The sequence below is a fragment of the Cryobacterium sp. LW097 genome, from assembly GCF_002205495.2.
In the GTDB taxonomy this organism is placed as follows: Bacteria; Actinomycetota; Actinomycetes; order Actinomycetales; family Microbacteriaceae; genus Cryobacterium; species Cryobacterium zongtaii.
Genome location: NZ_CP021992.1, coordinates 1,676,264 through 1,703,137, shown reverse-complemented (window position 1 = coordinate 1,703,137; position 26,874 = coordinate 1,676,264). Strand labels below are relative to the sequence as shown.

Annotated in this window: 24 protein-coding genes and 1 pseudogene; 5 read left to right on the top strand and 20 right to left on the bottom strand. The window is 67.2% G+C overall.

What is annotated here, in order from left to right:
- Positions 1–92: 92 nt before the first annotated feature.
- Positions 93–536 (bottom strand): annotated as a pseudogene (locus B7495_RS19335) (glycosyltransferase family 2 protein); the annotation flags it as partial.
- 465 nt (positions 537–1,001) lie between these two features.
- Between B7495_RS19335 and B7495_RS07830 the strand changes: the two are divergent.
- On the top strand, positions 1,002–3,308 hold the full coding sequence (locus B7495_RS07830) for a hypothetical protein (protein ID WP_088456082.1): 2,307 nt from the start codon (positions 1,002–1,004) through the stop codon (positions 3,306–3,308).
- A 77-nt stretch (positions 3,309–3,385) separates the two neighbouring features.
- Here B7495_RS07830 and B7495_RS07825 read toward each other — a convergent pair whose 3' ends face one another.
- From B7495_RS07825 to B7495_RS07805, 5 genes are all read right to left on the bottom strand, one after another.
- Positions 3,386–4,309 (bottom strand): ABC transporter substrate-binding protein, encoded by a 924-nt coding sequence (locus tag B7495_RS07825; RefSeq protein ID WP_088456081.1) that lies wholly within the window; start codon positions 4,307–4,309, stop codon positions 3,386–3,388.
- 41 nt (positions 4,310–4,350) lie between these two features.
- A complete protein-coding gene (locus B7495_RS07820; protein WP_088456080.1) occupies positions 4,351–5,064 on the bottom strand; it encodes an ABC transporter permease in 714 nt (237 codons plus the stop codon).
- The gene (locus tag B7495_RS07815) at positions 5,061–5,738 is read right to left on the bottom strand and encodes an ABC transporter permease (protein ID WP_088456079.1); all 678 of its coding nucleotides are present in this window, start codon (positions 5,736–5,738) and stop codon (positions 5,061–5,063) included. Before B7495_RS07815 ends, B7495_RS07820 begins: the two co-directional genes overlap by 4 nt.
- On the bottom strand, positions 5,735–6,559 hold the full coding sequence (locus B7495_RS07810; protein WP_088456078.1) for an ABC transporter ATP-binding protein: 825 nt from the start codon (positions 6,557–6,559) through the stop codon (positions 5,735–5,737). The genes B7495_RS07815 and B7495_RS07810 overlap by 4 nt, the downstream gene beginning before the upstream one ends.
- 160 nt (positions 6,560–6,719) lie before the next feature.
- Positions 6,720–7,376 (bottom strand): TetR/AcrR family transcriptional regulator, encoded by a 657-nt coding sequence (locus B7495_RS07805; protein WP_088456077.1) that lies wholly within the window; start codon positions 7,374–7,376, stop codon positions 6,720–6,722.
- A gap of 218 nt (positions 7,377–7,594) precedes the next feature.
- Between B7495_RS07805 and B7495_RS07800 the strand changes: the two genes are divergently transcribed.
- Positions 7,595–8,644: an App1 family protein gene (locus B7495_RS07800; protein ID WP_088457979.1), complete on the top strand. Its 1,050-nt coding sequence runs from the start codon at positions 7,595–7,597 to the stop codon at positions 8,642–8,644.
- A 36-nt stretch (positions 8,645–8,680) separates the two neighbouring features.
- Here B7495_RS07800 and B7495_RS07795 read toward each other — a convergent pair whose 3' ends face one another.
- Genes B7495_RS07795 through hisD form a run of 3 tightly spaced genes read right to left on the bottom strand, consistent with a single transcriptional unit; the run spans position 8,681 to position 11,554 of the window.
- Entirely contained in the window at positions 8,681–9,736 is a 1,056-nt protein-coding gene (locus B7495_RS07795) for a quinone-dependent dihydroorotate dehydrogenase (protein ID WP_088456076.1), read from the bottom strand.
- A 2-nt stretch (positions 9,737–9,738) separates the two neighbouring features.
- Positions 9,739–10,221, bottom strand: coding sequence for a transcriptional regulator NrdR (gene nrdR / locus B7495_RS07790; protein ID WP_088456075.1), 483 nt, complete (start codon positions 10,219–10,221; stop codon positions 9,739–9,741).
- A gap of 13 nt (positions 10,222–10,234) precedes the next feature.
- Complete coding sequence (hisD, locus tag B7495_RS07785) at positions 10,235–11,554, bottom strand: histidinol dehydrogenase (RefSeq protein WP_088456074.1); 1,320 nt, start codon at positions 11,552–11,554, stop codon at positions 10,235–10,237.
- Between the two features lie 70 nt (positions 11,555–11,624).
- Between hisD and B7495_RS07780 the strand changes: the two genes are divergently transcribed.
- Positions 11,625–12,191, top strand: coding sequence for a flavin reductase family protein (locus tag B7495_RS07780; protein ID WP_088456073.1), 567 nt, complete (start codon positions 11,625–11,627; stop codon positions 12,189–12,191).
- Positions 12,192–12,252: 61 nt separating this feature from the next.
- On the opposite strand, the gene B7495_RS07775 is transcribed toward B7495_RS07780, so the two are convergent.
- Positions 12,253–13,038, bottom strand: a complete 786-nt coding sequence (locus B7495_RS07775) for a 1-acyl-sn-glycerol-3-phosphate acyltransferase (RefSeq protein WP_088456072.1) — start codon at positions 13,036–13,038, stop codon at positions 12,253–12,255.
- Positions 13,039–13,216: 178 nt separating this feature from the next.
- Here B7495_RS07775 and B7495_RS07770 point away from each other — a divergent pair, with 178 nt between their 5' ends.
- Both B7495_RS07770 and B7495_RS07765 read left to right on the top strand, forming a co-directional pair.
- The gene (locus B7495_RS07770) at positions 13,217–13,702 is read left to right on the top strand and encodes a hypothetical protein (RefSeq protein ID WP_088456071.1); all 486 of its coding nucleotides are present in this window, start codon (positions 13,217–13,219) and stop codon (positions 13,700–13,702) included.
- Positions 13,703–13,810: 108 nt separating this feature from the next.
- Entirely contained in the window at positions 13,811–15,439 is a 1,629-nt protein-coding gene (locus tag B7495_RS07765) for an HNH endonuclease signature motif containing protein (RefSeq protein WP_088456070.1), read from the top strand.
- 40 nt (positions 15,440–15,479) lie between these two features.
- Here B7495_RS07765 and dnaE read toward each other — a convergent pair whose 3' ends face one another.
- The 10 genes from dnaE to murC all read right to left on the bottom strand — a co-directional run bounded on the left by dnaE (position 15,480) and on the right by murC (position 26,852).
- The gene (dnaE, locus tag B7495_RS07760; RefSeq protein ID WP_088457978.1) at positions 15,480–18,947 is read right to left on the bottom strand and encodes a DNA polymerase III subunit alpha; all 3,468 of its coding nucleotides are present in this window, start codon (positions 18,945–18,947) and stop codon (positions 15,480–15,482) included.
- Positions 18,948–19,101: 154 nt separating this feature from the next.
- Positions 19,102–20,022 carry an RluA family pseudouridine synthase gene (locus tag B7495_RS07755; RefSeq protein WP_088456069.1) on the bottom strand — a complete coding sequence of 307 codons (921 nt, stop codon included), beginning with the start codon at positions 20,020–20,022 and terminating at the stop codon, positions 19,102–19,104.
- An 8-nt stretch (positions 20,023–20,030) separates the two neighbouring features.
- A complete protein-coding gene (gene lspA / locus B7495_RS07750; protein ID WP_088456068.1) occupies positions 20,031–20,624 on the bottom strand; it encodes a signal peptidase II in 594 nt (197 codons plus the stop codon).
- Positions 20,614–21,294, bottom strand: coding sequence for a DivIVA domain-containing protein (locus B7495_RS07745; protein ID WP_088456067.1), 681 nt, complete (start codon positions 21,292–21,294; stop codon positions 20,614–20,616). The genes lspA and B7495_RS07745 overlap by 11 nt, the downstream gene beginning before the upstream one ends.
- A 136-nt stretch (positions 21,295–21,430) precedes the next feature.
- A complete protein-coding gene (locus tag B7495_RS07740) occupies positions 21,431–21,727 on the bottom strand; it encodes a YggT family protein (protein WP_088456066.1) in 297 nt (98 codons plus the stop codon).
- A gap of 6 nt (positions 21,728–21,733) precedes the next feature.
- Positions 21,734–22,228, bottom strand: a complete 495-nt coding sequence (locus tag B7495_RS07735; protein WP_088456065.1) for a cell division protein SepF — start codon at positions 22,226–22,228, stop codon at positions 21,734–21,736.
- A gap of 19 nt (positions 22,229–22,247) precedes the next feature.
- Positions 22,248–22,970 (bottom strand): YggS family pyridoxal phosphate-dependent enzyme, encoded by a 723-nt coding sequence (locus B7495_RS07730; RefSeq protein WP_088456064.1) that lies wholly within the window; start codon positions 22,968–22,970, stop codon positions 22,248–22,250.
- Positions 22,970–24,157, bottom strand: a complete 1,188-nt coding sequence (gene ftsZ / locus B7495_RS07725; protein ID WP_088456063.1) for a cell division protein FtsZ — start codon at positions 24,155–24,157, stop codon at positions 22,970–22,972. The genes B7495_RS07730 and ftsZ overlap by 1 nt, the downstream gene beginning before the upstream one ends.
- A 138-nt stretch (positions 24,158–24,295) precedes the next feature.
- Positions 24,296–25,417, bottom strand: coding sequence for an FtsQ-type POTRA domain-containing protein (locus B7495_RS07720; RefSeq protein WP_088456062.1), 1,122 nt, complete (start codon positions 25,415–25,417; stop codon positions 24,296–24,298).
- Between the two features lie 22 nt (positions 25,418–25,439).
- Complete coding sequence (murC, locus tag B7495_RS07715; RefSeq protein WP_088456061.1) at positions 25,440–26,852, bottom strand: UDP-N-acetylmuramate--L-alanine ligase; 1,413 nt, start codon at positions 26,850–26,852, stop codon at positions 25,440–25,442.
- Positions 26,853–26,874: the final 22 nt, after the last annotated feature.

Here is a 26,874-nt window from a genome sequence, read left to right as displayed (position 1 = left end):
AGGTCGTCCCGGAAGCCGTGTCGGTGCAGACGTGACGTGCGCCACGCGATGGACGGGAAGTAGGTCCAGGCGCCCGCGAGAAGACTCGATGCCAGCCGTTCTCCCGAGATCTGCGTCGCCCCGGCCACGCGCGGCCGATACCAGCCCTTGACCCGATCAGCCAGGGGCAGGACATCCTGGCCGGTGGCGTCCATGACCTGGACCCCCGGCTGAACGAAGTCCGCTTCGGGGAATTCCTCGACAAGCTGACGAATCCGGGCCACGTAGTTGGGCAGGAGGAGGTCGTCGCATCCGACGATGGTCGTGAAATCCGCGGTGGCCAGTTCGGCGCACTTCTTGAAGTTGCCGCTCACGCCCAGATTGATCTCGTTGCGGAGGTAGACGATGCGGGGATCGTCCAGACCGGCCACCCAGGCTCCCGGGGCGGCATCCGGATACTGATCATCGATCACAACGAGTCGCCAGTTCGGATCCGTCTGCGCCAGAACACTCTCCACGGCAAGCCGGAACAGGGCCGGATCGCCGTAGAACGGCATCATCAGGTCGACGGAAAGGGCCTGGATCGCGTGAGCGCTCGACGACGTCATGAGCGACTGACGTCTGCGCTAGGTGCGGACGCGGCACGAGCGACGTCAGCGTCGCTGCAAACCGTGTGTTCCAGCGAAAATGTGCTTAACATTCTGATTAGGACTCTCTGGTGACTATCGATCGGATCTCCTGCGGCCCAGGGCCATGTTGCCGCGACGTTCACCCACCAGTCTAACGACGGGAATTCCAAAGAACCGCGCTGACCCGCGAGATGGGGTGCTGTCGCCGGAGTGTCATCGAGGGGGTGTAGCCGACGCAGTGTAATAGAGTACCTAAAAGTACTGAATGGCAACACGCGTTCAGCTGCTGGGGGGAGCGCGCGATTGCCTGTGGGCGGCCACCCGAATCTGACCTCTGAACGAGCTGGCCAACGTAGGGAAACGCTCATGATCCGTCTGCCGAATGTCTTACGGATGAGCGCTCGGCGCTGGACGGGATTCCTCGCGGCGATCATCGCCGTCGTGCTCATTGCCCCGCTTCTGGTGGTCGGCCAGGCGCCGTCCCGCGCGGAAGCCGCCTCGGCGGCCGACTTCAACCCCGGCAACATCATCTCTGACGCTCAGTTCTACAACTCGAACACGATGAGCGTCGCGCAGGTGCAGGCGTTCCTCAATTCCAAGGTACCCTCCTGCCGGTCCGGCTACGTCTGCCTCAAGGACTACCGCGCAGACTCGTCCTATCAGCCGCAACGGGCCGCCGGCTGCGCCGCTTACCCCGGCCCGGCCAATCAGAGCGCTGCGGAGATCATCTGGCAGGTGTCCTCCCTCTGCGGCATCAACCCGCAGGTGATGCTGGTCCTGCTGGAAAAAGAACAGGGACTGGTGAGTGCGACCTCACCCACGTCCGGCATCTACCGCAAGGCGACGGGGTTCGGCTGCCCGGATACCGCCGACTGCGACGCCGTGTACTACGGCTTCTTCAATCAGGTCTACAACGCCGCATACCAGTACAAGAAGTACCAGGCCACACCGAGCGGACGCAATTTCCAGGCCGGCCGGACGAACACCATCCAGTGGCACCCCAACGCCGGGTGCGGATCGTCACAGGTGTACATCGAGAACCAGGCCACGGCAGGCCTCTACAACTACACCCCGTATCGACCCAACAGCGCCTCGTTGGCCAACATGTACGGCACCGGTGACGGCTGCTCCACCTACGGCAACCGCAACTTCTTCCGTATCTTCACGGACTGGTTCGGCAACACCCAGGGCGGGGGCGACTTCGCTCGCACCGAATCGAACGGCACGATCTACCTGCTCTCCGGAACGACGAAGTACGCCGTTCCGTCGATGGACGTCCTGAACGCCCTCGGCGCGCTCGGCCCGTTCCGGATCGTTTCGCAGAGCTACCTCGACAGCTTCTCGACCTCTCCCCTGCTGGCGAGCACCCTGGTGCGTGACGCGGGCAGCGGCGATATCTCGCTCGTCCAAGCCGGTGTGCGGCATCGTTTCACCTCGTGTGAGCTCGTGACCTCGTACGGGTTCGCCTGTGCCGCGGCCGTCAACCTCTCCCCTGCCCAGCTGGCCAAGTTGCCGGTGGGTAGCGAGATGACCAAGTTCTTCGTGGTCAACGATGGAACCGTGTACATGCTGTCGCCGGGCGGTCGCACCGCGATCACCGCGTGGGAGACCGTCATCAGCCTCAACGGAGGCACGGTCCCCTACATCGCCACCATGAGCGCCCAGGCTGCCGCAGCGCTTCCGATCGTCCAGGCCGTGCTGGCACCGATGAGCCTGGCCAGGTCGTCCAGTTCGGCAACCGTCTACTTCATCGACGGGCTTGACCGTAAGCTCCCGATCGCCTCGTTCGGTCTGGCGAGCGAGTTCGGTGCGAACGGCTTCAAAACCGTGCCGCAGTCCCAGCTCGACACCTACTCCACGGGTGCGGCACTGACGCAGACCGTTCGGTGCGACGGCAAGGCCTACTTCGCGGCCGCCGGCTCTCTGCGCGAGTTGGCGCAGGGCGCGGAAGCGTCAGGCCTGCCGGTCACCGACCTGTCGGCCGACTCGTGCGCCCGGCTGCCCCGGGGCGAAGCCATTGCCGGCGCGTTGTTCGTGATCTCGCCGGAAAGCCCCACCGTCTACGGGGTCAAGGCCGGCACGGCTCGCGGCGTACCGACCTGGACCACGCTGCTCGCCTTGAACAACGGTTCCGCTCCTCAGATCGTGTGGATTTCGCAGGATGCCCGATCCGCGATCCCGCTTGCTTCCCCGTACTTGCCGGGCGCCTCGCTCGTTCGCAGCCCGGGCGACGCCACGATCTACTTCGTTGACGGTGCCACCCGCAAGATCCCGGTGGCCTCGTTCACGACGACGTCGGCGTTCGGAATCAACTCGTGGTCGTACGCGACCGATGCGTCACTGGCCACGTATACCGCGGCCGCCGGAAGCCTGACGCGTGTCGTGCGCTGCGATTCCACGGAGTATTTCGCCGCGGGAGATCGCATCTACCCGCTGGCCGGCGGAGTCACTCATGGAATGCCCGTGACCGATCTGACCGGTGGCACCTGCGCTGTGCTTCCCCAGGGCGGCGGCGCACCCATCGAGCACGTCTTCGTGAAGACCTCCGACAACGGCACGGTGTACGTCGTCGAGGCCGGGACACGACGTCCGCTCGGTTCGTGGGACCAGATCGTGGCGATCAACGGAGGCAAGCAGCCGGTCATCCTGGTGGACGGCCCGGGAACGCTCAACGACATCCCGGTCGGTCCCGCCGTCTAGGGCACCGAGCACACACCCGAACACACAAGAAACGGCCCCGTGAAGATCACGGGGCCGTTTCTTGTGTACGAAGGCGGCTAGATCAGGCCTTCCTGGGTCAGCCACTCCGTCGCGATGGTGTCTGCGGCGGCCTGGTCGTTCACGCTCTGGGCGTTCAGGGCCATCAGGGTGTCGGTGTCCAGGGCAGCGCTGACGGCGTTCAGGATGTCCGCCGCCGAGTCGTCGACCTTGTCGGAGACGACGGGCACGACGTTGTCCGGCAGGAACAGGTTGTCGGGGTCGTCAAGGGCGATGAGGTTGTTCGAGGTGATGTTGGGATCCGCCGTGTAGATGTTCGCGAGCTGGATCTTGTTGTCGACAAGAGCCTTGACCGTCAGAGGTCCGCCGCTGTCCTCAACCGGGGTGAAGCCGGCGATCTCGATGCCGTACTCCTCCTTGAGGGCGGTCGGTCCATACGGGCGGGTCTCTAGCTCGGAGTTGCCTCCGACGGTGATCGGTTCGGTGACCTCGGACAGCGAGGCGATGTCGGTGAGGCCGTAGGTGTCCGCGAACGCCTGGGTGACGGTCCAGGAGTTCTGGTCGCTGGCCTCGGCCCGATCGAGCACGGTCAAGCCTTCCGGCAGGGCCGCTTCCAGAGCCGTGTAGACCTCGTCGGCGGTGCCGGTCGGGGCATCGGCCTCCAGGGCCTGAAGCAGGCTGCCGCTGTATTCGGGGAACACGTCGATCGAGCCTGCCTCGATCTCGGGGAGGTAGGCCTCACGCTGGCCGATGCGGAACTGGCGGTCGACCGTGAAACCGCCGTTCTCCAGTGCCTGCGCGTAGATCTCCGCGATGATCTCGTTGGAATAGTAGTCCTGCGATCCGACGACCAGAGTCTCGGATCCGGCCGAACTCTCTCCCTCGTCCAGGGGATCCCCGGACGCGCACCCTGCAAGGGCTACGACAGCCCCAACCGCGACCGCGCTGACAAGCGCGAGCCGGCCTCGTGTGTTTGTGAACATGCTGTTGTCCTTCCTCAGGTACCGAAGATTCGGTAGATGTATCACCGTGCGACTGCGGGGCCGCCGGTGCGAAGCTTGGGGGCGGTGCCGAGGCGCCCGGAGACACCCCGCGGTACAACAAACCGTTGGATCAGCGCAAAGATTCCCTCCAGCGCCAGGGCCAGCAGGATTACGAGGATCGACCCGCCCAGCATCTCGGCATAATCCCTGGTTTTCAACCCCGAGAACAGATATCGACCCAGACCGAGATCGGCCACATAAGCGGCCAGGGTCGCTGTCGCGATCACCTGCAGGGTGGCCGAGCGCAGCCCACCGATCAACAAGGGCAGGCCCAGGGGCAGTTCGACCTGACGCACGATCTGCAGTTCGCTCATTCCCACGGCGCGCGCGGCGTCGATGGTGCGCCGGTCGATCGCCTCGAACCCTGTGTACGCGCCGGCCAGGATGGGCGGGATCGCGAGCACCGTGAGGGCCACGTACGGGGCCACGACGCCGATGCCGACCCACAGCGCGACCAGGGTGAGCAGGCCCAGGGTGGGAATGGCCCGCAGCCCTCCCGACGTCGTCACCGCGAGGCCGCGGCCTCGGCCGGTGTGACCGATGAGGTAGCCCAGCGGGATCGCGATAGCCGACGCGAACACCAGGGTGACGAGGGAGAAGACGAGGTGCTGTCCGATGCGCAGCGGAATTGCGTTGAGCCCGACGTAGTTGGCCGGGTCGAGGATCCAGTCGATGGCGCTGGCGAAGAGGTTCATGCTGCGCTCACCTCGAGAGGAACACTCGGCTTGGGCGGGGCGACCCGTCGGGTCCAGGGCATCAGCAGCCGACCGGCGAGCACCAGCGCACCGTCGAAGAGGAGCGCAAGGGCCACCGTGGCGACGAGACCGGCGACGATCTCGGCCTGGATTCCGCGCTGGAAACCGTCGGTGAAGAGGCTGCCCAGGCTCTGCACCCCGATCACCGCGCCGACGGTGACCAGGCTGACGGTGCTGACCGCCACGACCCGCATGCCCGCGAGCAGGACCGGGCCGGACAGCGGGAGCTCCACCTGCCAGAACCGCGACCAGGTGGAATAGCCCATCGCGGAGGCGGACTGGCGGACGTCGGCATCCACCGAATCGAGACCGTCGGCGACGACCCGCACCATCAGGGCGATGCCGTAGAGCGTCAGGGCGATGATCACGTTCACCGGGGACAGCAGGCTGGTGCCGATCACGGCCGGCAGCACGAAGATCAGCGGCAGCGAGGGCACCGCGTAGAGCAGGCCGGCGCCGGTGAGGATGATCCCGCGGCTCACCCGGTAGCGCCGGGCGGACCAGCCCAGCGGAACGGCGATCACGAAGCAGATCACGATCGGCGGCAGGCTCAGCACCACGTGGTCGAGGGTGCGCGCCCAGATCAGGCCGAGGTTGGCCAGGACCCAGGTCATCGGGCGCTTTCTGGCTTCAGCACACCGGCCAGGCGCCCGTCGCTGTCGACCACGACGTCCTCATTCCCGTGCCGCTCCACGTGCAGCGCCCGCCGGCCCCGATCGGCGCCCACGAAACTGGCGACGAAGTCGTCGGCGGGGTTGGCGAGCAGCTCGGCGGGCGAGCCCACCTGGGCGATGCGGCCGCCGTCCCGCAGGATCACGATCTGGTCTCCCAGCAGGAACGCTTCCTCGATGTCGTGGGTGACGAAGACGACGGTCTTGTCCAGCTCCTTCTGCAGCCGAACCAACTCCTGCTGGAGCTCGGCGCGCACGATGGGGTCAACTGCCCCGAACGGTTCGTCCATCAGCAGGATGTTCGGGTTGACAGCCAACCCCCTGGCCACGCCGACGCGTTGCTGCTGGCCGCCGGAGAGCTGGCTCGGGTATCGGTCGGCCAGCGCGCGGTCCAGCCCGACGGTGTCCAGCATCGCCAGGGCATCCGCCCTGGCTTGACGCTTCGGCGTGCCGCGCAGCAGCGGCACCGTGGCGACGTTGTCGAGGACGGTGCGGTGCGGCAGGAGTCCCGAGTTCTGCATGACGTAGCCGATTCCGCGGCGCAGCTTCACGGGGGGCAGAGTGGCGATGTCCTCGCCGTCGATCTCGACCGAGCCGCTGGTGGGGTCGACCATGCGGTTGATCATCCGCAGCAGAGTGGTCTTGCCCGATCCGGAGGACCCGACGAGCACTGTGGTCTTGTGGGAGGGCAGGACCAGGCTGAAATCCTCGACTGCGAGGGTGCCGTCGGGGAAGCGCTTGCTGACGGAACGGAACTCGATCATGGCTGGGCTCAATCCTCGGTGCGGGCTTGACGTCCCTCGCTCCCGCGGATGCGGGGCGACGGAAGCAGGCAAGTGCGGATGACCAGCCAATCATTCTTCGGAGCCGAATCCAAAGCGGATTGCCGTTGTTCGTCGTCAGCGCCACCGGCGACGAGTCGGGCTAGGCGTCCGTACCGTAGTAGCCGACGAGGTAGTCGTGCATGATGCGTCGGCACTCTGCGATGAAGCGCTCATCACCCTGGGTGTTCCAGGTGAAGGCGCGAGACAGCAGGGAGTCGGCCATTTCGACGGCGACTTCGAGTCTGAAGATGAGGTCGGGGCCACCGGACAGGCCGAATTCTTCCGACAGGACTCCGGCGATCTGGTTGGCGAAGAATCCCGAATCCAGCTGGTCCGGCCCGGTGGACTGGGCGCGTTCACGATCGGCGAAGTGCAGGATGCGGAATCCGGGTTCGGCGCGATACAGCTCCACGAAGGCCGAGATCCCGCAGTCGACGGCTTCCCACCAGGTTCCCGGCTGGGTTTCCTTGAGGGTGTCGGCGACACGCTGCCGGAAGCGCTGGACCGCACGCTCGCGCAGTCCCTCGAGGACCGCGACCCGATCGGGGTAGTAGCGGTACACAGTGCCGATCGAGGCTCCCGCACGTTCGGCGACCATGGCCGTCGTGATGCGGTCGAAACCGACCTCGTCGACGACCTCGGCCGCAGCGTCCAGAAGTGCGGTCAACCTGGCGGCACTGCGCTGCTGGATGGGCTCGGTGCGGATCTGCCGCCCCTGTGCGACAGAGTCTCCCCCGAATATGTCGATCAGCGCCACGTGTCCTCCTTGAATATACGTCACAATCTTAGGGCCCCCGACTGACACCCAGACACAGAACACACCCCCCAAACGGAGTGGGAGCGGCTGCCCCGGGCGGGTCGCCGTGGTGGTTCTCCACCCCGGGACCGTGCCGAGCAGCCCCGCGGCGCATGAGAGACTGAACTGTGTCAAAGTCCCCCGCCACACCGTCCACTCCCCTCAACCCCGTGCGCCTCATGCACCGAGCCGCGCGGATCGAGGATTGGCTTCACGACAAGCGGGAAAAGTTCGCCCGTCGGCGCGGACACCTGCCGGTCGTCATCCCTTACACCGGCTATGGCACCACGGAACGCGTGCGGATTCTCTGCCGCGTCCTGTTGGCAAAACCCGTGAAGTCCACCGGCACCACCCCCAAGCGGCGTCGCACCGACAGACGTGACGGGAGCATCCGCGGCTGGCGGAGCTTCACCAGCGTGCCGGTCAACGACGTCACCGTCACCATCGACATCGGCGGCAAGGCACACCGGGTGCAGGCCGACCGCGGCGGAGTCGTCGACACCGTGATGCAGGTCAACCTCGAGCCGGGCTGGCACACCGCTTCGCTGCACACCCACGCCTCCGGCAGCGTCGACGCTCCGGTCTTCGTGGTCGCCCCCGATGTGCGCACCGGCGTGATCTCCGACGTCGACGACACCGTCATGGTCACCACCCTGCCCCGTCCGCTCCTGGCCGCGTGGAACACCTTCGTCCTCGACGAGCACGCTCGCGTTCCGACGCCGGGCATGGCTGTGCTGCTGGACCGCCTCGCCGATGCGACACCGGGGGCTCCGGTGATCTACCTGTCCACAGGTGCCTGGAATGTTGCGCCGACGCTCAGCCGGTTCCTCTCCCGTAACCTCTACCCGGCCGGGGCGCTGCTGCTCACCGACTGGGGACCCACCCACGACAGGCTGTTCCGCAGTGGCAAGGAGCACAAACGCGACAACCTGCGCAGGCTGGCGCACGAGTTCCCCGACATGAAGTGGGTCCTCATCGGCGACGACGGTCAGCACGACGAGGCGATTTACAGCGAGTTCCAACAGGATTTCCCGCAGTGCGTCGCCGCGGTCGCCATCCGTCGGCTGTCGCCGAGCGAGGCCGTGCTGGCCGGCCGTAGGGCCAAGGACGCCGTGGAGGCCAAGCCGGATCCGCTCTGGGTCTACGGACCCGACGGCGCGAGCCTCGCGGCCCAGCTGGCCGGCCTCGGACTCATCACTGATCCCGGAGCGCCCGGACCCACCGATTGACTCGTGGCCGGGCGCCGGCGGGTGCCGGCCTGCCGGTCAGGAGAGGATCGGGCCGGTGGAACGACCCGCGAGGAGTCTGTCGAGTCCGCGGTTGATCTGGCGTGCCCAGAGCGGTCCGCGGTAGAGAAAGCCGGTGTAGCCCTGCACGAGGGTGGCGCCGGCGTCGAGACGCTCGACGACGTGCTGCGCAGTCTCGACGCCGCCGACCGAGATGACGCACAGTTCGGCCGGCACGGAGGCCCGGATGAGGCGCAGGACGGACAGCGACCGGTCGTTCAGGGGCGCACCGGAGAGCCCGCCGGCGCCGGCCTCGGCCACGACGGCCGGGTCGGTCAACAGATTCTCCCGGCTGAGGGTGGTGTTGGTGGCGATGATGCCGGCCAGGCCGAGTTCCACGGTGAGACCGGCGATGCGGGTCACCTCGTCATCGGTGAGGTCGGGTGCGATCTTGACCAGCAGCGGGGTATCGCCGGCGTGTTCCTGCACCGCCCGCAACAGTGGGGCGAGCTGATCGAGTTCTTGCAGGCCACGCAGGCCCGGGGTGTTGGGGGAGCTCACGTTGACCACCAGGTAGTCCGCGAGAGGGGCCAGTGCAACGGTGCTGACCAGGTAGTCGGCCGTGGCGTCTTCGACCGCGGTGACTCGGCTCTTGCCGATGTTGATGCCCAGGACCGGACGGCTGGGGGTACGGCGAACCTGGCCCAGGCGCGCGACGGCCGCCTCGGCACCGCCGTTATTGAAGCCCATCCGGTTGATGACAGCGCGGTCGGATACGAGACGGAACAGGCGCGGTGTGGGGTTGCCGGGCTGGGCGACCGCGGTGAGCGTGCCGACCTCGACGTGCCCGAAGCCGAGCCGGCCGAGCCCGATGACGGCGTGGCCGTCTTTGTCGAACCCCGCCGCAACACCGAACGGCGAGTCGAAATGCAAGCCGAGGGTGTCCACCCCGATGTCGGTGCGCGGGCGGGTGAACCTGTGCACAAGCGGGCCGAGACCGAGGCGCGGCATCCACCGGATGACCTCGAAGGCCAAGTGGTGAGCCCGCTCGGGGTCGATCCGGGTGAGCACCAGCTTGAAAAGGGTGGGGTACACGTCTACCGTTCGGGTTCGGGATCGGATTCCGACGCGGCGGTGTGCTCGGTGCGCAGCTGGCCGATCGCACTCTCGAAGTCTTCCAACGAATCGAATGCCTGGTAGACGCTGGCGAAGCGCAGGTAGGCCACTTCGTCGAGGTCGCGCAGCGGGGCGAGGATGGCCAGGCCGATGTCGTTGGCCTCGATCTGGGACGCACCGGTCTGACGGATGGTCTCCTCGACCTTCTGCGCGAGCATGGCCAGGTCAGAGTCGGTGACCGGGCGGCCCTGACAGGCCTTGCGCACGCCGGAGACGATCTTCTCCCGGCTGAACGGTTCGACCACGCCGCTGCGCTTGATGATGTTCAGGCTGGCGGTTTCGGTGGTGCTGAACCGGCGACCGCACTCCGGGCACTGCCGGCGGCGACGGATCGAGAGCCCGTCGTCGCTGGTGCGGGAGTCGATGACACGGGAATCTGGGTGGCGACAGAACGGGCAATACATTGTGCCTACGAGCCTACCGTTCCGCGGCCGTGCTGAATCGGACGCTGACGGCGTCACCGTGGGCGGGCAGCGCCTCTGCAGCGGACAGGGCAAGGATGTGGTCGGCCACGCCGGCGAGGCCGTCTCTGGTGTAGCGCACGACCTGCTGCGGGCGCAGGAAGGTGTACGCGCCGAGGGCCGCCGAGAACCGCGCCTGTCCCCCGGTGGGCAGCACGTGGTTGGAGCCGGCGGCATAGTCGCCGAGGCTGACCGGCGCGTACGGGCCCAGGAAGATGGCGCCGGCGTTGTCGATCTGGCCGAGGACGGCGTCGGGGTCTTCGGTCTGGATCTCGAGGTGCTCCGGGCCGAACGCGTTGCTGAACGCGGCGGCTTGCTCGAGGTCGTCCACCAGCACGATGGCCGATTGGCTGCCACCCAGCGATGCGGTGACCCGTTCGGCGTGCGTGGTGGTGGTGGCCAGGTCGTTCAGGAGCGCTTCGACGGCTTCGGCGAGCTCGGCGGAGTCCGTGACGAGCACGGCGGCGGCGAGTTCGTCGTGCTCGGCCTGGCTGACCAGGTCTGCGGCGACAAAGGCCGGGTCGGCCGCGGCATCGGCGATCACGAGGATGTCGGTCGGTCCGGCTTCGGAGTCGATCCCGGTGACGCCGCGAACGAGCCGCTTGGCGGCGGCGACGTAGACGTTGCCGGGGCCGGTGACGAGCTGCACGGGGTCGAGGCCGAGGCCGGGCACGCCGTAGGCGAAGGCGCCCACGGCGCCGGCGCCGCCCATGGCGTAGATCTCGTCGACGCCGAGAAGACCGGCGACGGCGAGGATGGTGGGGTGCACTCGTCCATCGAAGTGGCTCTGCGGCGGGGATGCGAGGGCGATGGAGGTGACCCCGGCCACCTGCGCGGGCACCACGTTCATCACGACGCTGGACGGGTAGACGGCCTTGCCGCCGGGAACGTAGAGGCCGACCCGCTGGACGGGGCGCCAGCGCTGCACGATCTCGGCGCCGTCGGCGATCGTGGTGGTCACCAGGGGCGGCACCTGTGCGGCACTGGCCAGGCGTACCCGGCGGATGGTCTCCTCGATCGCGACGCGGACATCCGGGTCGAGGGCCTCAAGGGCCTCGGCGACGTGGGAAGCCGGAACGCGAACGTGCTCGGGGCGTACCCTGTCGAGGCGCTCGGCCTGGTCGAGCAGGGCCTGTTCGCCGCGTGCGCGCACATCATCGATCAGTTCGGCGGCAACGTCACTGGCGACCGTGACGCTGGTGAGCGCCCGGGGCACCGAGGCCAAAAGTTCGGCCGGAGCAGGCCGCGTTCCTCGAAGGTCAATCGTCTGGATCATGTCACTCCAGCTTATCCAAGAACGGTGCTCGCACGGGAATAGGCTGATCGGTGAAACGATTGGCACCACTATGAACGAACGCACCACCGCACCGGCAGGTCTTCCCTCCGCAGGTCTCCCCCACGCCCCGGCCCTCGACACCGACCCGAACGCGCCTGGCGACCTGGCCGCGTTCAAGAACGCGTTTCGCCGTCATGCGGCGGGCGTCGCGGTCGTGACCGCGCTGGACGCTCAGGGCAAGCCCGTCGGATTCACCGCGACATCCCTGGCGTCCATGTCGGCGGTGCCGCCCCTGGCTACCTTCAACATGGCGAAGTCGGCCAGCTCGTGGCCGGCCATCAACGAGACCGAGCGCGTCGTCATCCACCTGCTCGGACTGCGCAACCGCACCCTGGCCGAGCGGCTGGCCGGACCCAACGCCGAGCGCTTCGTCGGCGATCACTGGCGGGTGGGACCGTACGGCCTGCCCGTTCTCAACAACGTGACGTCGTGGATGGTGGGACGGATCGTGGAGCGCGTGACCGTGCACAACTCTGCTGTGGTCGTAGTGCAGATCGAGGGCGGCGGCCTCGGCGATGACGACGAGGCGCTGATCTACCACGAACGCCAGTACCGGGCGTTGGGCGAAACGCTCTAGCTCATCCGGTTCGGGCCGGTGGGTGCCGACCCCGCGGTGGCAAACCTGCGGACGGCGCGGTTCACCCGGCCGGGGTTTGGGCCGCTCTGGCGGCCGCCTTGCGTCGCTGTCGTTCCGCTTCCGTCGCGGCGGCCTCCGCCGGGGTGGGCGCGGTTCCGCCCAGGTGGGCGGGCTGCCACCAGCGGCCGGCACCAGGCTCCGGGTAACGCGCCTGCAGGCCGTCCACGAGCTCCTGCAGCACGCCGTGCAGTCGCTGGGTCACCTGCTGCGGATCGTCCTCGGCGTCTACACGTACCGGCGTGCCGACCGCGAAGGAGACCGGGGTGCGATAGGCCTCCCGCACGGATGGCTTGTGGTTCTTCGTGAGCAGCCGGTGGCCACCCCAGACAGCGATGGGCACGATGGGCACCCCGGCCTCCATCGCCATCCGCGCCGCACCGGTCTTCAGGTCCCGCACGGTGAACGACGCGTTCACTCCCCCTTCGGGAAACACCCCGACGAGTTCGCCGGCGTTGAGCGCCCGCACCGCGTCGGCGTAGGCCTGGGCCCCGGCCGTCATGTCGACGTTGATGTGCCGCATCCCACGCAACAGCCAGCCGACGACGGGCTTGTCGAACGCACCCTTCTTGGCCATGAAGCGGATGTGCCGGCGGTTCTTTCGCCAGGTCATCCACTCCACGAGGGCGAAGTCCGCGTAGCCGAAGTGGGTGATGGCGAGGACCGCCCCTCCGGCGTCCGGAAGGTTGGTGAGGCCCGACGCCGACGGCCTGAGCCTGAAGGCTCCGAAAATTGTGCGACCCGCTGCAATCGCCGTGCTGTAGATCGGTTCCCCGCTGCGCCTTCTCATGCCCCCAGCCTAGAACAAACGGCTGTCAAACTGCTGGTCACACGGGGGTCATTGGTCCCGCGCCGTGGCCGGTGTCAGGCACCGATGGGTTCATGACGATCGGAGCGGTCGCGCTATCGTGTCGGCATCCGAGCGAAGGCAACCATGGACGAGACAGCGACGAGACAGCGACGAGACGGTGACGACAGGCTGGGGTGACTTCGCCGTGGCCATGGTGGGCGCCGCCGCGGCGCTGGCGGGCCTCGTCATGGTGGCGATCTCGGTGAACATCCGGGAGATCCTCGCGCTGCCCGGGCTGACGGCACGGGCCGCGGCCGCCGTCGGCTCCCTCGTGCTGGTGGTGGTGACCGGCGGCCTCCTTCTGGTGCCCGGCCAGCCCGGGGCGGTCCTGGGCGTCGAGGTGCTCGTCGCCGTGGGCCCGGCGGTCGTCCTGCATACGATCTCACTCCGCCACCGGGCACGGAACAGCGCGAGTGGGCGGTTCTCCCTGGCCCTCTATCTACCGCTCGCGGCCCTTCAACTGTTTCCCTTCGCGCTGGGCGCGGTGCTCCTCATCGTCACCGGCTCCTCCACCGGCATCTACCTGGTCGCGGCCGGGGTGATCCTCACCGTCATCGGCTCCATGCTCGACGCCTGGGTCCTGATGGTGGAAATCCTCCGCTGACGCCCCCGCGAACTGTGAGTTGAGCCCCAGAATCTCGCGATTTCTGGGGCTTTTCTCACAGCTCGCGGAGCCTTCTGCAGTGTCGGTGGTAGGTGAGACGATCTCATCATGAGTAGCCCCGACCAGGCAGTACCGCCCGCTCCGGATGATGACGACCACTCTCCGGAGTCCGCTCCACCTGGCTCCACCCCCTCCCCTGTCGACCCGACCGCTTTCGGGCCGCACGTCCCCAACCCGGCCCTGGACGAGTTGGTCTGCTCGGAGCTGGCCCGCCGCACCGAGCTGATCGCGGTCGAGGCCCGCGCCATTGCGCAGGCGCAGGCCCGGCAGGCCGAGTTCTTCGTCGCCCTGCAGGGCTGGAGTGAGGACCCGCTCGTTTCCTCGCGCCTGCACGGCAACCCGGAGAGCATCCGGCTGGCCGACGTGAACGCGGCCACCCTGACCGAGGACCAAGCCCGCGCGGCCGGCTACAACCGGTGGGACGACCGGGACGTGGCCCGCCGCACGATTGTGAGTGAGACCGCCTGCCTGCTGCGCCTGTCTGAACGCACCGTGGAGCACCTGATGGACCAGTCCCTCTGGCTCCTGGCCGCCCCGGCGACCTTCGAGGCCCTCTCGACCGGAGAGATCAGTTACCGGCACGCCACCGCGCTCGTCGATCAGATGCGCACCCTGCCGATGGAGGACCAGGCGGCGTTCGAAGAGAAGGTGCTGCCCGAGGCCAAGCGCCTGCCGGTGGGCCGGTTCATCGACAAGGCCCGCCGGTTGCGGGAGCGGCTGCACCCGGAGTCGATCGTGACCCGCAGCACGAACGCCCTGACCGAACGGCACAGCCGCTGGGAGGCCGCCCCGGACGGGATGGGCTGGTTGCATTGGTACGGCACCGCCCACGACACCAAGGCCGCCTACGACCGGATCAACACGATGGCCGTGAAGCTCAAGCACCTCGGCGACCCCGCACCGAATGGGAACACCGCGTCCGACACCGCTGGCAGCGGAAGCGGCACCGCAGTCGGCCTCCGCCCAGACGCCACGGAAGAGCTCCCGACCCGCACCCTCGACCAACTCCGCGCCGACATCACCGCCGCCCTGTTGCTGGACGGAATCACGCCCGACGGGATGGGCGCCGGCATCCGCGGCACCGTCATGGTGACGGTGCCCGTGCTGACCCTGCTGGGCTTGGACGAGGAACCCGGCACCCTCGAAGGCTACGGGCCCATCTCCCCCGAGGTCGCAAGGGAGATCGCCGGGCACGCACCGAGCTTCACCCGGCTACTGACCCACCCGGAAACCGGGGTGGTGCTCTCGCTCGGCAAAACCCAGCACAAGAACACCAAGGCCATGAAGAAATACCTGCGGGTGCGCGACGAAACCTGCCGGTTCCCGGGCTGCTCCCGACCCGCGGTGACCAGCGACGTCGACCACACCGACCCCTGGGCCGGCGGCGGCAACACCGACAGTGACAACCTCGCCCACCTCTGCGAACCCCACCACCGACTCAAACACCTCAGCCAGTGGCGAGTCACCCAGGAACCCGGCGGGATCCTGCACTGGACCTCACCCGGCAAACGCAGCTACCGCACCGACCCTGCCAACCCGATGGGACCACCCCGGCCACGGCCACCGGTGATGGGGCCGAAGACCCGGAAGCGGCCCGCCGATGACAGTTACCTGATGCCCCGGCAGCGGCCGAGTCGGAAGCCGACCCCACCGGCACCCGAGAACCCACCGTTCTGACCGGGGCCTCCGCCCGAATCCATCTGGAGCGGGCAGAGGGTCAAGTCAGGCAGTACGGGCCCAGGAGGCTCTTGAGTTCGCCGAAGAGGTCGGCGGTCACGGTGACCCGGCTCGGCAGCTCGAAGACGCGGGCGGTGTCACCCTTGATCAACTTCAGGCGCACCTCTGAGGTACCGCCGTGTCTCTTGAGCACCTCGCCGAGCTGGGTGACGGTATCGGTGGTGGCTCGCGCCTCGAACAGAGTGATCGACAGGGTGCCGTGATCGGACGCCTGACCGAGCTCGGGCGCGAAGATGCTGTACGCGTGCAGGTTCATTCCGTCATCGCGCATACTCACCCGGCCGCGCACCACCACGACGGAGTCGCTGACGAGGTCAAGGGAGAACTCTTGGTATGCCTTGCCCATGAACATGACGTCGATCTCGCCGCCGAAGTCCTCGACCGAGATGATGCCGTACTGGTTGCCCGACTTCTTGGCGATGCGGTGCTGCACATTGGTGATGAGGCCGGCCACGGTGACGGTGTCGGCATCCTGGGTGTGCTCGGAACTGATCAGATCGGTGATCGTGGTGCTGGCGTGCTTGGCCAGCGGAATCTCGAGGCCGGCCAGTGGGTGGTCGGAGACGTAGAGGCCGAGCATGTCGCGCTCCAGTGCGAGCTTTTCCTTCTTGCTCCACTCCGGCCGGTCCGGCACCTGATCGGTCTCCTGAGGGTCGTCGAAGAGGCTGTCGAAGTCGAAGCCGACCATGCCGTGCGACTCGTCGCGTTTGATCTTGACGGCAGAGTCGACGGCACCCTCGTGGATCTCGAACATGGCGCGGCGGGTGGCACCGAGGGAGTCGAAGGCGCCGGACTTGATCAGGGACTCGACGGTGCGCTTGTTGGTGACCTGCAGCGGGACCTTGCGGAGGAAATCGTGGAACGACTCGAAGTCGCCCTTCTCGGTGCGGGCGGCCCGGATGGCTTCCACCACGTTGAAACCGACGTTACGCACGGCGCCCAGGCCGAAGCGGATGTCGGTGCCGACGGCGGCGAAGAAGCCGATCGACTCGTTGACATCCGGCGGCAGCACCTGGATGCCCATCCGGCGGCACTCGTTGAGGTACAGCGCGAGCTTGTCGCGGGCATCGCCGACGCTGGTCAGCAGGGCGGCCATGTACTCGGCCGGATAGTGCGCCTTGAGGTATGCGGTCCAGTAGGACAGCACTCCGTAGGCCGCGGAGTGGGCTTTGTTGAAGGCGTAGTCAGAGAACGGTAGAAGGATGTTCCAGACGGTGGTAATGGCTTCCATTGAGTAGCCGTTGGCTATCATTCCGGCGGAGAAGCCCTCGAACTGCTTGTCCAGCTCGGACTTCTTCTTCTTGCCCATCGCGCGTCGCAGCAGGTCGGCCTGACCCAGTGTGAAGCCGGCCAGCTTCTGCGCGATCGACATCACCTGCTCCTGATAGACGATGAGGCCGTAGGTGCCGCCGATGATGTCTTTGAGGGGCTCCTCGAGCTCTTTGTGGATCGGGATGATCTCCTGCTGACCGGTCTTCCGCAGCGCGTAGTTGGTGTGCGAGTTCGCGCCCATGGGGCCGGGCCGGTAGAGCGCGATGACGGCGGAGATGTCTTCGAAGTTGTCGGGCTTCATGCTGCGCAGGAGCGCGCGCATCGGGCCGCCGTCCAGCTGGAACACCCCGAGGGTGTCGCCGCGGGCGAGCAGTTCGTAGGCGAGCACGTCGTCGAGGTCGAGGTCTTCGAGCACCGGGCGGTGGCCACGGTTCGCTTCGATGTTGTCGAGGGTGTCGTCGATGATGGTGAGGTTGCGCAGCCCCAGGAAGTCCATCTTGATCAAGCCCAGGCTCTCGCAGGCCGGGTAGTCGAACTGCGTGACGATCTGGCCGTCGGCCTCGCGGCGCATGATCGGGATGATGTCGATGAGCGGGTCGGAGGACATGATCACGCCGGCGGCGTGCACACCCCACTGGCGCTTGAGATTCTCGATACCGAGCGCGGTGTCGAAGACCGTGCGCGCCTCGGCATCCGTCTCGATGACGGCGCGGAAGTCGCCGGCCTCGCGGTAACGGGGGTGGTCCTTGTCGAACATGCCGGTGAGCGGCATGTCCTTGCCCATGATGGGCTGCGGCATGGCCTTGGTGAGCTTGTCGCCCATGCCGAACGGGAAGCCGAGCACCCGACTGGAGTCCTTCAGCGCCTGCTTGGCCTTGATGGTGCCGTAGGTGACGATCTGCGCGACGCGCTCGGAGCCGTACTTCTCGGTGACGTAGTGGATGACCTCGCCGCGGCGACGGTCGTCGAAGTCGACGTCGAAGTCGGGCATGGAGACTCGGTCGGGGTTGAGGAAGCGCTCGAAGATCAGGCCGTGCACCAGCGGGTCGAGGTCGGTGATGCCCATGGCGTACGCGACCATCGAGCCGGCGCCGGAGCCACGACCTGGACCGACTCTGATGCCGTTCTCCTTGGACCAGTTGATGAAGTCGGCTACGACCAGGAAGTAGCCGGGGAAGCCCATCTGGGTGATGACGCCGACCTCGTAGTCGGCCTGCTTGCGCACGGCCGCGGTGATCCCGTTCGGGTAGCGGCGGATGAGGCCGAGTTCGGTCTCCTTGATGAACCAGCTTTCCTCGTTCTCGCCCTCAGGGGTGGGGAACCGGGGCATGTAGTTGGCCGAGGTGTTGAACTTGACCTCGCACCGCTCGGCGATGAGCAGAGTGTTGTCGCACGCCTCCGGGTTGTCCCGGAACAGGTGCCGCATCTCGGCGGCGGTCTTGAGGTAGAACTCGTTCGAGTCGAATTTGAACCGGTTGGGGTCGTCCAGGGTGGATGCCGACTGCACGCAGAGCAGCGCCGCGTGCGCTGTCGCGTCGTGCGCGTGGGTGTAGTGCAGGTCGTTGGTGGCCACCAGCGGCAGATCGAGTTCCTTGGCCAACTTGAGCAGGTCCGTCATGGTGCGGCGCTCGATGTCGATGCCGTGGTCCATGATCTCGCAGAAGAAGTTGTCCTTCCCGAAGATGTCCCGCAGCTCCCCCGCGGCCTGCCTGGCCTCGTCGTACTGGCCGAGCCGGAGGCGGGTCTGCACCTCGCCACCCACGCATCCGGTCGTACCGATCAGACCCTTGGAATAGGTGCTGAGCAGTTCGCGGTCCATTCGCGGCTTGAAGTAGTAGCCCTCCAGCGACGCGAGGGACGAGAGCCTGAACAGGTTGTGCATTCCCTCGGTGTTCTCCGAGAGCAGGGTCATGTGGGTGTACGCACCGCTACCGCCGACGTCGTCGCGGTTTTGGGCGTTGGTGCCCCAGCGCACCCGGGTCTTGTCGCGACGGTCGGTGCCCGGCGTGATGTAAGCCTCGGTGCCGATGATCGGCTTGATCCCGGCATCCGTGGCGGTCTTCCAGAAATCGAACGCGCCGAACACGTTGCCGTGGTCGGTGACGGCGATGGCCGGCATCTTCTGTTCAGCGGCCGCGGCGATCAACGGTTTGACCCGCGCGGCGCCGTCGAGCATGGAGTACTCGCTGTGCACGTGAAGGTGGACGAACGAATCATTCTGCGGCGACACGACTGCTCCAGCTGCTCTGGGGTTTATCTGATGACGAAGTGGGGGGTGCTGGTCTTCCAGCCTAAGCGCCGGAGGACGCCCCTGTCCTGATCAACGCAGCCTAATCGCCGCGCAGTAAGCGCAGAGCGTTGGCCAGGTCGTCCGGGTACTCGGCGTTGAAGGTGACCCATTCGCCGCTGGTCGGGTGATCGAAGGAGAGCTGCTTGGCGACCAGCCACTGCCGGGTGAGGCCGAGCCTGGCCGAGATCTTCGCGTCGGCCCCGTACATGGCGTCGCCGACACACGGATGCCGCTGGGCGGCCATGTGCACCCGGATCTGGTGGGTTCGACCGGTCTCCAGATGCACCTCGAGCAGGGACGCGGAGGGGAAGGCTTCCAGGGTCTCGTAGTGAGTGACGGAGTCCTTGCCTCCGGCGATCACAGCGAACTTCCAGTCGGAGCGCGGGTGGCGCCCGATCGGCGCGTCGATGGTGCCGCTGGACGGGTCTGGGTGGCCCTGCACGACGGCGTGGTAGATCTTGTCGACCTCCCGGTCGTGGAAGGCCCGTTTGAGGTGCGTGTACGCGTGCTCGGACTTCGCGACGACCATGAGGCCGCTGGTCCCGACGTCGAGACGGTGCACGATGCCGGCCCGTTCGGACGCACCGGAGGTGGCGATGCGGTAGCCGGCGGCGGCGAGGGCGCCGAGCACCGTCGGGCCGGTCCAGCCCACGCTGGGGTGCGCCGCGACGCCGGATGGCTTGTTGACGACGACGATGTCGTCGTCGTCGTGCACGATCGTGAGATCGGGTACCGCGATGGGCACGATGACGAGGTCCTGCTTGGGCGCCCAACTCACGTCGAGCCAGGCCCCGGCACGCAGCTTGTCCGACTTGCCGACCACGACGCCGTCCTGGGTGACCCCGTCGGACTCGGCGATTTCGGCCGCGAAGCTGCGGGAGAAGCCGAACAGCTTGGCGATGCCCGCGTCAACGCGTACACCGTCCAAACCATCGGGCAGGGGAAGGGCTCGGTTTTCCATGATGCCGTTCAGTTGGAGGGGGTGAGGGGCGCGGCGCTGCCGGCGGGCACGGTGCTGACGGCCGGTTCGGCGGCATCCGGGTCGGATGTCGGGGTGCGACGGCCGTCGAGGCCGATGCCACGCAGGGTGAGCAGCATGAAGAGCGCCATGCTCACCACGATGCAGCAGTCCGCGATGTTGTAGATGGCCGGCATCATCCACGGGGTGTAAATGAAATCTACGACGTGCCCGAGGCCGAAAGACGGCTCCCGGAACAGTCGGTCGGTCAGGTTGCCGAGCACACCGCCGAGCAGGAGACCGAAGACGATCGCCCACAGGCTCGAGCGGATGCGTGGGGCGAACCACACGACAAACACGACGACACCGGCCGCAATGAGTGAGAACACCCAGGTGAGGCCGGTGGCGAAGGAGAAGGCCGCGCCGGGGTTCCGGATGAAGTGCAGTTGAAGCACATCACCCAGAACCCGGGCGGTCTGACCCTCGGTCATCGAGCTGACGACGAGGGCCTTGCTGATCTGATCAAACGCATACCCGCCCACGGCCACGAGGGCCAGGACGATAAGTGCGCGGTAGCTGACCTTCGACGGGTTGTTACGCGCCAAAGCCCTGGAAGCTCGCCTTCGGCGAGTTGCCCGAGTCCTTGCCCGCACCCGCGCCGACGGGCGACGTGGAGTCGAGGTCGCGCAGCTGACCCTCGATGTAGCTCTTCAGCTTCTGGCGGTACTCGCGCTCGAAGGTGCGCAGTTCCTCGATCTTGTTCTCGAGGACGGCACGCTCCTTGTCGAGGACGTTGATCTGGGCGCGCTGCTTGGCTTCGGACTCCGCGATCACGCGGGCAGCCGTGGCGTGGCCCTCAGCGATCAGGGCGTCACGCTTCTCGGCGCCTTCCTTGACGTGCTCCTCGTGCAGGCGGCGGGCCAGCTGCAACAGGTTCGTCGTGCCGGCGGTCTCGTCGATCGGCTCGGCAACCGGCGCCGGGGCGACGGGTGCTGCAGCGACGGGCTCGGGCACGACGGCAGCGACGGGCTCTGCGACGGGCTCAGGAGTGTTGACGGGCTCAGCGGTCTTGGCCGCAGCGGCACTGACCGGAGCAGCAGGTGCGACCTCGCCGCCGGAGAGACGGGCCTTGAGGTCCTCGTTCTCCTGGGTCAGGCGTCGCAGCTCGACAACGACCTCGTCGAGGAAGTCGTCAACCTCGTCCTGGTCATATCCCTCGCGGAACTTGGTCGACTGAAACCTCTTGTTGACTACATCTTCCGGAGTTAGCGCCATGGCTTTCCACCTCAAAACTTAATTGCGAACAGTTGTGCGAACACGTGCTTACGACCAACTGGCACTCGGTGTTGTACCGGGCCGGTTGGCCGTCATCGATCAAGAATACATGCCGAGGCCCTGGTGAGGCTGCGTGTCAGAACCGAATCGCCGTAATCCACATGCCGATGATGCAGCACAGCATGGTCAGGCTCCAGCCAAAGTCGAACGCGATCGGGCCGACGCGGAGCGGCGGGAAGATCCGACGGAAGAAATTGATCGGCGGGTCGGTGAGTGTGTAGACCAGCTCAATGAGAACCAGGACGAACCCGTGCGGCCGCCACGACCTGTTGATTCCCCGGACGAGGTCGACGATGAATCGGCCCCACATGACGAAGAAGTACAGCAGCAGGAAGTAGTAGGCGATCCCCAGGACCAGATTGACTACGGACACGTCGGGTTATGACTGGGCGAAGAAGGAGGAATCGGCGTCCCCCTCCTCGACGGCGTTGTCGCCGGAGATGACGACGTGCGACGGCGACAGCAGGAAGACCTTGGCCGTTACGCGCTCGATCTTGCCGTAGAGGCCCTGAGACAGGCCGCTGGCGAAGTCGATGAGACGGCGCGCATCGGCATCGCTCATCTGGGAGAGGTTGATGATGACCGGAATTCCATCACGGAAGGACTCGGCGATCACCTGCGCGTCGCGGTACTGGCGCGGGTGGACGGTAAGGATCTCGTTCATTTCGGACACGACAACATTCTTGGGGGTGGAGGTCTTGTGCAACGGCGTGACCGGTGCGCGGCCGGCGTTCGCCGGAGCAGCGTGGGACGACGCGACATGGGCTGACTGGGTGGGGAGAGTGGAGACGGGAGCCGCTGCCGGCGCCTCATATTCCAGCTCTTCGTCTGCCAGACCCAGGTAGACCATGGTTTTCTTGAGCGGGTTGGACATCTCGACCTCCGTGTTGGTATTACGACGTTTTCAGATTAACCGCTGCCGGGCGATTCCCGGTGATTGCGGTGCCAATTCGCAGGTGTGTCGCGCCTTCGGCGATGGCGGCCGCGTAGTCCTGGGACATTCCCATCGACAGGTACCTGGCGTCGGGAGCGATGCCGCGCATCTGGGCGCCCAGCTCGCTGACCAGGGCGAAGGAGCGCTTCGGTTCCGCGCCGAGCGGCGCGACGGCCATGAGCCCGAGCAGCCTGAGGCCCGGGGCCGACAGAACCCGCTCCACCAACGGTGCGAGGTCCGGAATCGACACCCCGCCCCTGGCCGGGTCCTCGGTGAGGTTGACCTGCACGAAGCAGTCCACCTCGGCACCGGCCTCGAGGGCGCCCGTGTGCTCCGCCACCGGGGTGGCAAGGCCGGTCACGAGCGACTCCCGGTCCACCGAGTGGATCACCGACGAGTAGGCCCGCACCTGGCGGGCCTTCTTGCCCTGCACCTGACCGACAAAGTGCCAGCGGATGCCGGCTCCGGCCAGTTCGGCCGCCTTGGCCTGGGCCTCCTGGTGCCTGCTCTCGCCGAGGTCCCGCACCCCGAGCTCGAGGAGCTCACGGATCAGGGACACCGGTTGGAACTTGGTCACCACGACCGTGGTGATGTCGTCCACCGAGCGACCGGCGAGCCGTGCGGCGTCGGCTATGCCGCCGCGCACGTTCGCCAGCCTTTGGGCGAGGTTCGGTTCGCTCATTACTTCAGGAAATCGGGGATGTCCAGGTCGTCTGAATCGTCCTCGAAGGCCGGGTCGGCGACCGGAGTGCTCGCAGCGGGGTCGCTGGACCAGACCGAGCCGCTGGGCTCGGCGACCGGGGCGTTGTCTGTCGCGGCAGAGGCACCGGCGATGGCACCGGCGGCGCCACCGGAGACTCCCGCTGCCACACCGGCAGCGACCAGGTCGGAACGACGGACCTCGGCAACCTTGGCACCGGGCTCACCGCCGTCGAAACCCGCGGCGATGACGGTGACACGCACCTCGTCACCGAGGGTGTCGTCGATGACGGCACCGAAGATGATGTTGGCTTCGGGGTGCACGGCCTCCTGCACCAGGCGGGCGGCGTCGTTGATCTCGAAGATGCCGAGGTTCGAGCCACCCTGGATGGAGAGCAGCACGCCGTGGGCGCCATCGATCGACGCCTCGAGCAGAGGAGAGGCAACGGCGAGTTCCGCCGCCTTGATGGCCCGGTCCGCTCCGCGCGAGGAACCGATGCCCATGAGGGCGGAGCCGGCTCCCTGCATGACCGACTTGACGTCGGCGAAGTCGAGGTTGATCAGGCCGGGTGTGGTGATCAGGTCGGTGATTCCCTGCACGCCGGCGAGGAGCACCTGGTCAGCGGTGGCGAAGGCCTCGAGCATGCTGATGCCGCGGTCGCTGATTTCCAGCAGGCGGTCGTTCGGCACGACGATGAGGGTGTCGACCTCGTTCTTGAGCGAGGCGACACCGGTCTCGGCCTGAGCCTGACGACGCTTGCCCTCGAAGCCGAACGGCTTGGTGACGACACCGATGGTCAGAGCGCCGATGGACTTGGCGATCCGGGCGACGACGGGGGCGCCACCGGTACCGGTACCGCCGCCTTCGCCGGCGGTGACGAAGACCATGTCGGCTCCGGCCAGCGCTTCTTCGATTTCCTCGGCGTGGTCCTCGGCGGCGCGACGGCCGACCTCGGGGTCCGCTCCGGCGCCGAGACCCCTGGTGAGGTCGCGGCCGACGTCGAGCTTGACGTCTGCATCGCTCATCAGGAGTGCCTGGGCATCCGTATTGATGGCGATGAATTCGACCCCTCGGAGGCCGAGCTCGATCATGCGGTTGACGGCGTTCACGCCGCCGCCGCCAATTCCAACAACCTTGATGACTGCTAGGTAGTTCTGATTAGTTGACACGTCCGGCCTCCGGTGGAACCCTAAACCTCTACTCGAGGCTTAAAGTTATTCTGAGTATGCAATTCTAAATTCGAAGTTAGGTGCCACCGCTGATGGCTTGGGGAGGCGCGCCCGCGTGTCGCGAATACCCGGTCGGTTTCAGCGAACGACGGCGCTGTCCGGCGATGACACGTCGTATTCGGTCACGCTGCCGACGGGGTGGCTCACAAGGAGGGCCGCCAGAACGAGCGCCTTGTACTCGCTGCGCTCAGCGTTGCCCCAAAGGACCCGCGCTCCCCCACCCAGGGTGAGCGTCACGTCGTCCTTGGTGGCGGCTGTCACGCTGTCCAACTGGCCGCGGATGCCCTCTGGCAGTGCTCCGACCACGGCGACCGCGGCCTGGAAACCGGCACCGCTGGCACCGCCAGCGGCGTCGATGAGGGGGTAGCCCTGCGGCCGGTCCGGTCCACTCTGGATGATCACACCGGCCGCGTCGACGAGGTCGAAGCCGGCGGCGGACGTGATAGCGCCGACGGGCTCCCGTTCGACGATGCGCACCACGAGGGTATCCGGCGGCCGGCTCTCCGTGACGTAGCTGCGGATGAGGCTGAATTCGCTCAGTTGCCCCTTCACCTCGGCGAGGTCGAGGAGCGGCAGCGGGGTACCCAGCTGCCCCTCGAGCGCCTGCGCCACGTCGGCGGCCGGGATGCGGTTGGTTCCGGTGATCTCGATCGTGCGCAACGCCATCAGCGGGGAGAACACGCCGACCAGGACGAAGGCCACCAGGGCGACCACGGTGCCGCCGGCGGCGAGCCAGAGATTGCGGCGGTGGCGGGAGCGGGAGGTGAAGCGACGCACCTCGTTGCGCTCGTACTGCTTCCGGGCTCGCCGCGCCGCTCGCAGCCGGGCCCGGGCCGCTCGCGCGGTCAGCGGGGGCTCCTGTCCCAACGATTGTGGAGTCGACGTCTCCGGAGCGTCCGGTGCGGCGGCGGCCTTGACGCCTCGTTGAGGCAGACTGAAGCCGCCGGGGCGCCGCCGTGTCGGTGGGGTATCCGTCGCTGGGGTGTCGGACGCAGCGCTGGCCGGCAGGACGATGGGCTCGGTCAGCGCCTCAGGCTCGGCACGGGTGGGCGCGGCGCCGGGGCCGGCGGCCGGCCGTTTAGGCCCGCGGGCAGGCTGCTGGCGCGGCTCAGGGGCACGCGGCGGTGTCGCCGCAGCTGGTTTCGCTGCAGCGGGCTTCGGTGCCGCTGGTCGCGCCGCAGGGCCTGCGGGACGCTTCATGCGCGAGCGCCTGGACGGTGACTCATCCGCGCGTACCCGCCGCCGACTCGTCGGCGAGAGATTTGAGCAGCTGCGGAACGATGCGGTACACGTCACCACAGCCGAGTGTCACGACGAAGTCGCCGTCTCTGGCGATGGTGCCGAGGTAGTCGGCAGCATCCTGCCACTCGGGGATATAGGCGACGTGGGCCGGGTCCTGGAAGCGTTCGGAGACCAGCGCACCGGTCACGCCGGGTTCGGGGTCTTCCCGTGCGCCGTAGACCGCCAGCACGATGGTCTCGTCGGCGTATTTCTCCAGGGTGTCGGCGAATTCCTGGGCGAACAGCCGGGTGCGGCTGTACAGGTGCGGCTGGTGCACGGCGATGATCCGGCCGGCTCCGACCACCGTGCGTGCGGCGGACAGCGCCGCGGCGACCTCGGTGGGGTGGTGGGCATAGTCGTCGTAGACGCTCACACCGCGCACGGTGCCGTGCAGCTCGAACCGGCGCTCGGTGCCGCCGAACGCCGAGATCGCCGCCAGGGAGGCGGCCGGCTCGAAGCCGAGCCCCACGAGTACGGCGAAGGCGCCCGCCGCGTTGATGGCGTTGTGCCGGCCGGGGATGCGCAGGGTGGCGGAGTAGTCGACGCCGTCCCAGGTCACGGTGAAACTCACCGGTCCGCTGGTGCCGATGGAGTGCACCCGCGCCGTGGCGCCCTCGGCCTCGCCGAAGGTGATGATGCGCTTGTCGGTGAGCCGGGCGGTGACGTGCACGGCGCCGGGGTCGTCCGAGGAGACCACGACGAATTCGTCGGCGTTCTGGGCGAATTCGACGAAGGCCGCTTCGAAGGCCTCGAGCGAGCCGTAGTGGTCGAGGTGGTCGGGGTCGACGTTGGTGATCAGCGCGACGCCGGTGTTGTAGAGCAGGAACGAGCCGTCGGACTCGTCGGCCTCCACGACAAAGAGGTCGTCGGCGCCGCTGCCGGCGCTGACGCCGAGGGATTCGATCACCCCGCCGTTGACGAAACTGGGGTCCTGGCCGATGCCGAGCAGGCCGGTGACGATCATGCCCGTCGAGGTGGTCTTGCCGTGCGCGCCGGCGACCGAGACAAGCCGGTGCGAGCGGATCAGCCAGGCCAGCGCCTGGGACCTGTGCAGCACCGGGAGACCGCGTTCGGTGGCGAGGACGTACTCGGGGTTGTCCTGCCAGAGTGCGCCGGTGACGACGAGGCTGTCCGCGTCGCCGACGTTGGCGGCGTCGTGACCGATGGTGATGGTTGCGCCCAGCTCGCGGAGCGCGTGCACATTATCGGAGTCGCGTGAGTCTGAGCCGGTCACGGTGTGGCCCGCGGCCAGGAACAGTCGGGCGATGCCGCTCATTCCCGAGCCGCCGATGCCCACGAAGTGCACAATGCCGAGGTCTTCGGGAACTATCAGGGTCAGGTCAGGCTTGATCACGTGAAGGTCTTTCTGGCTGGCG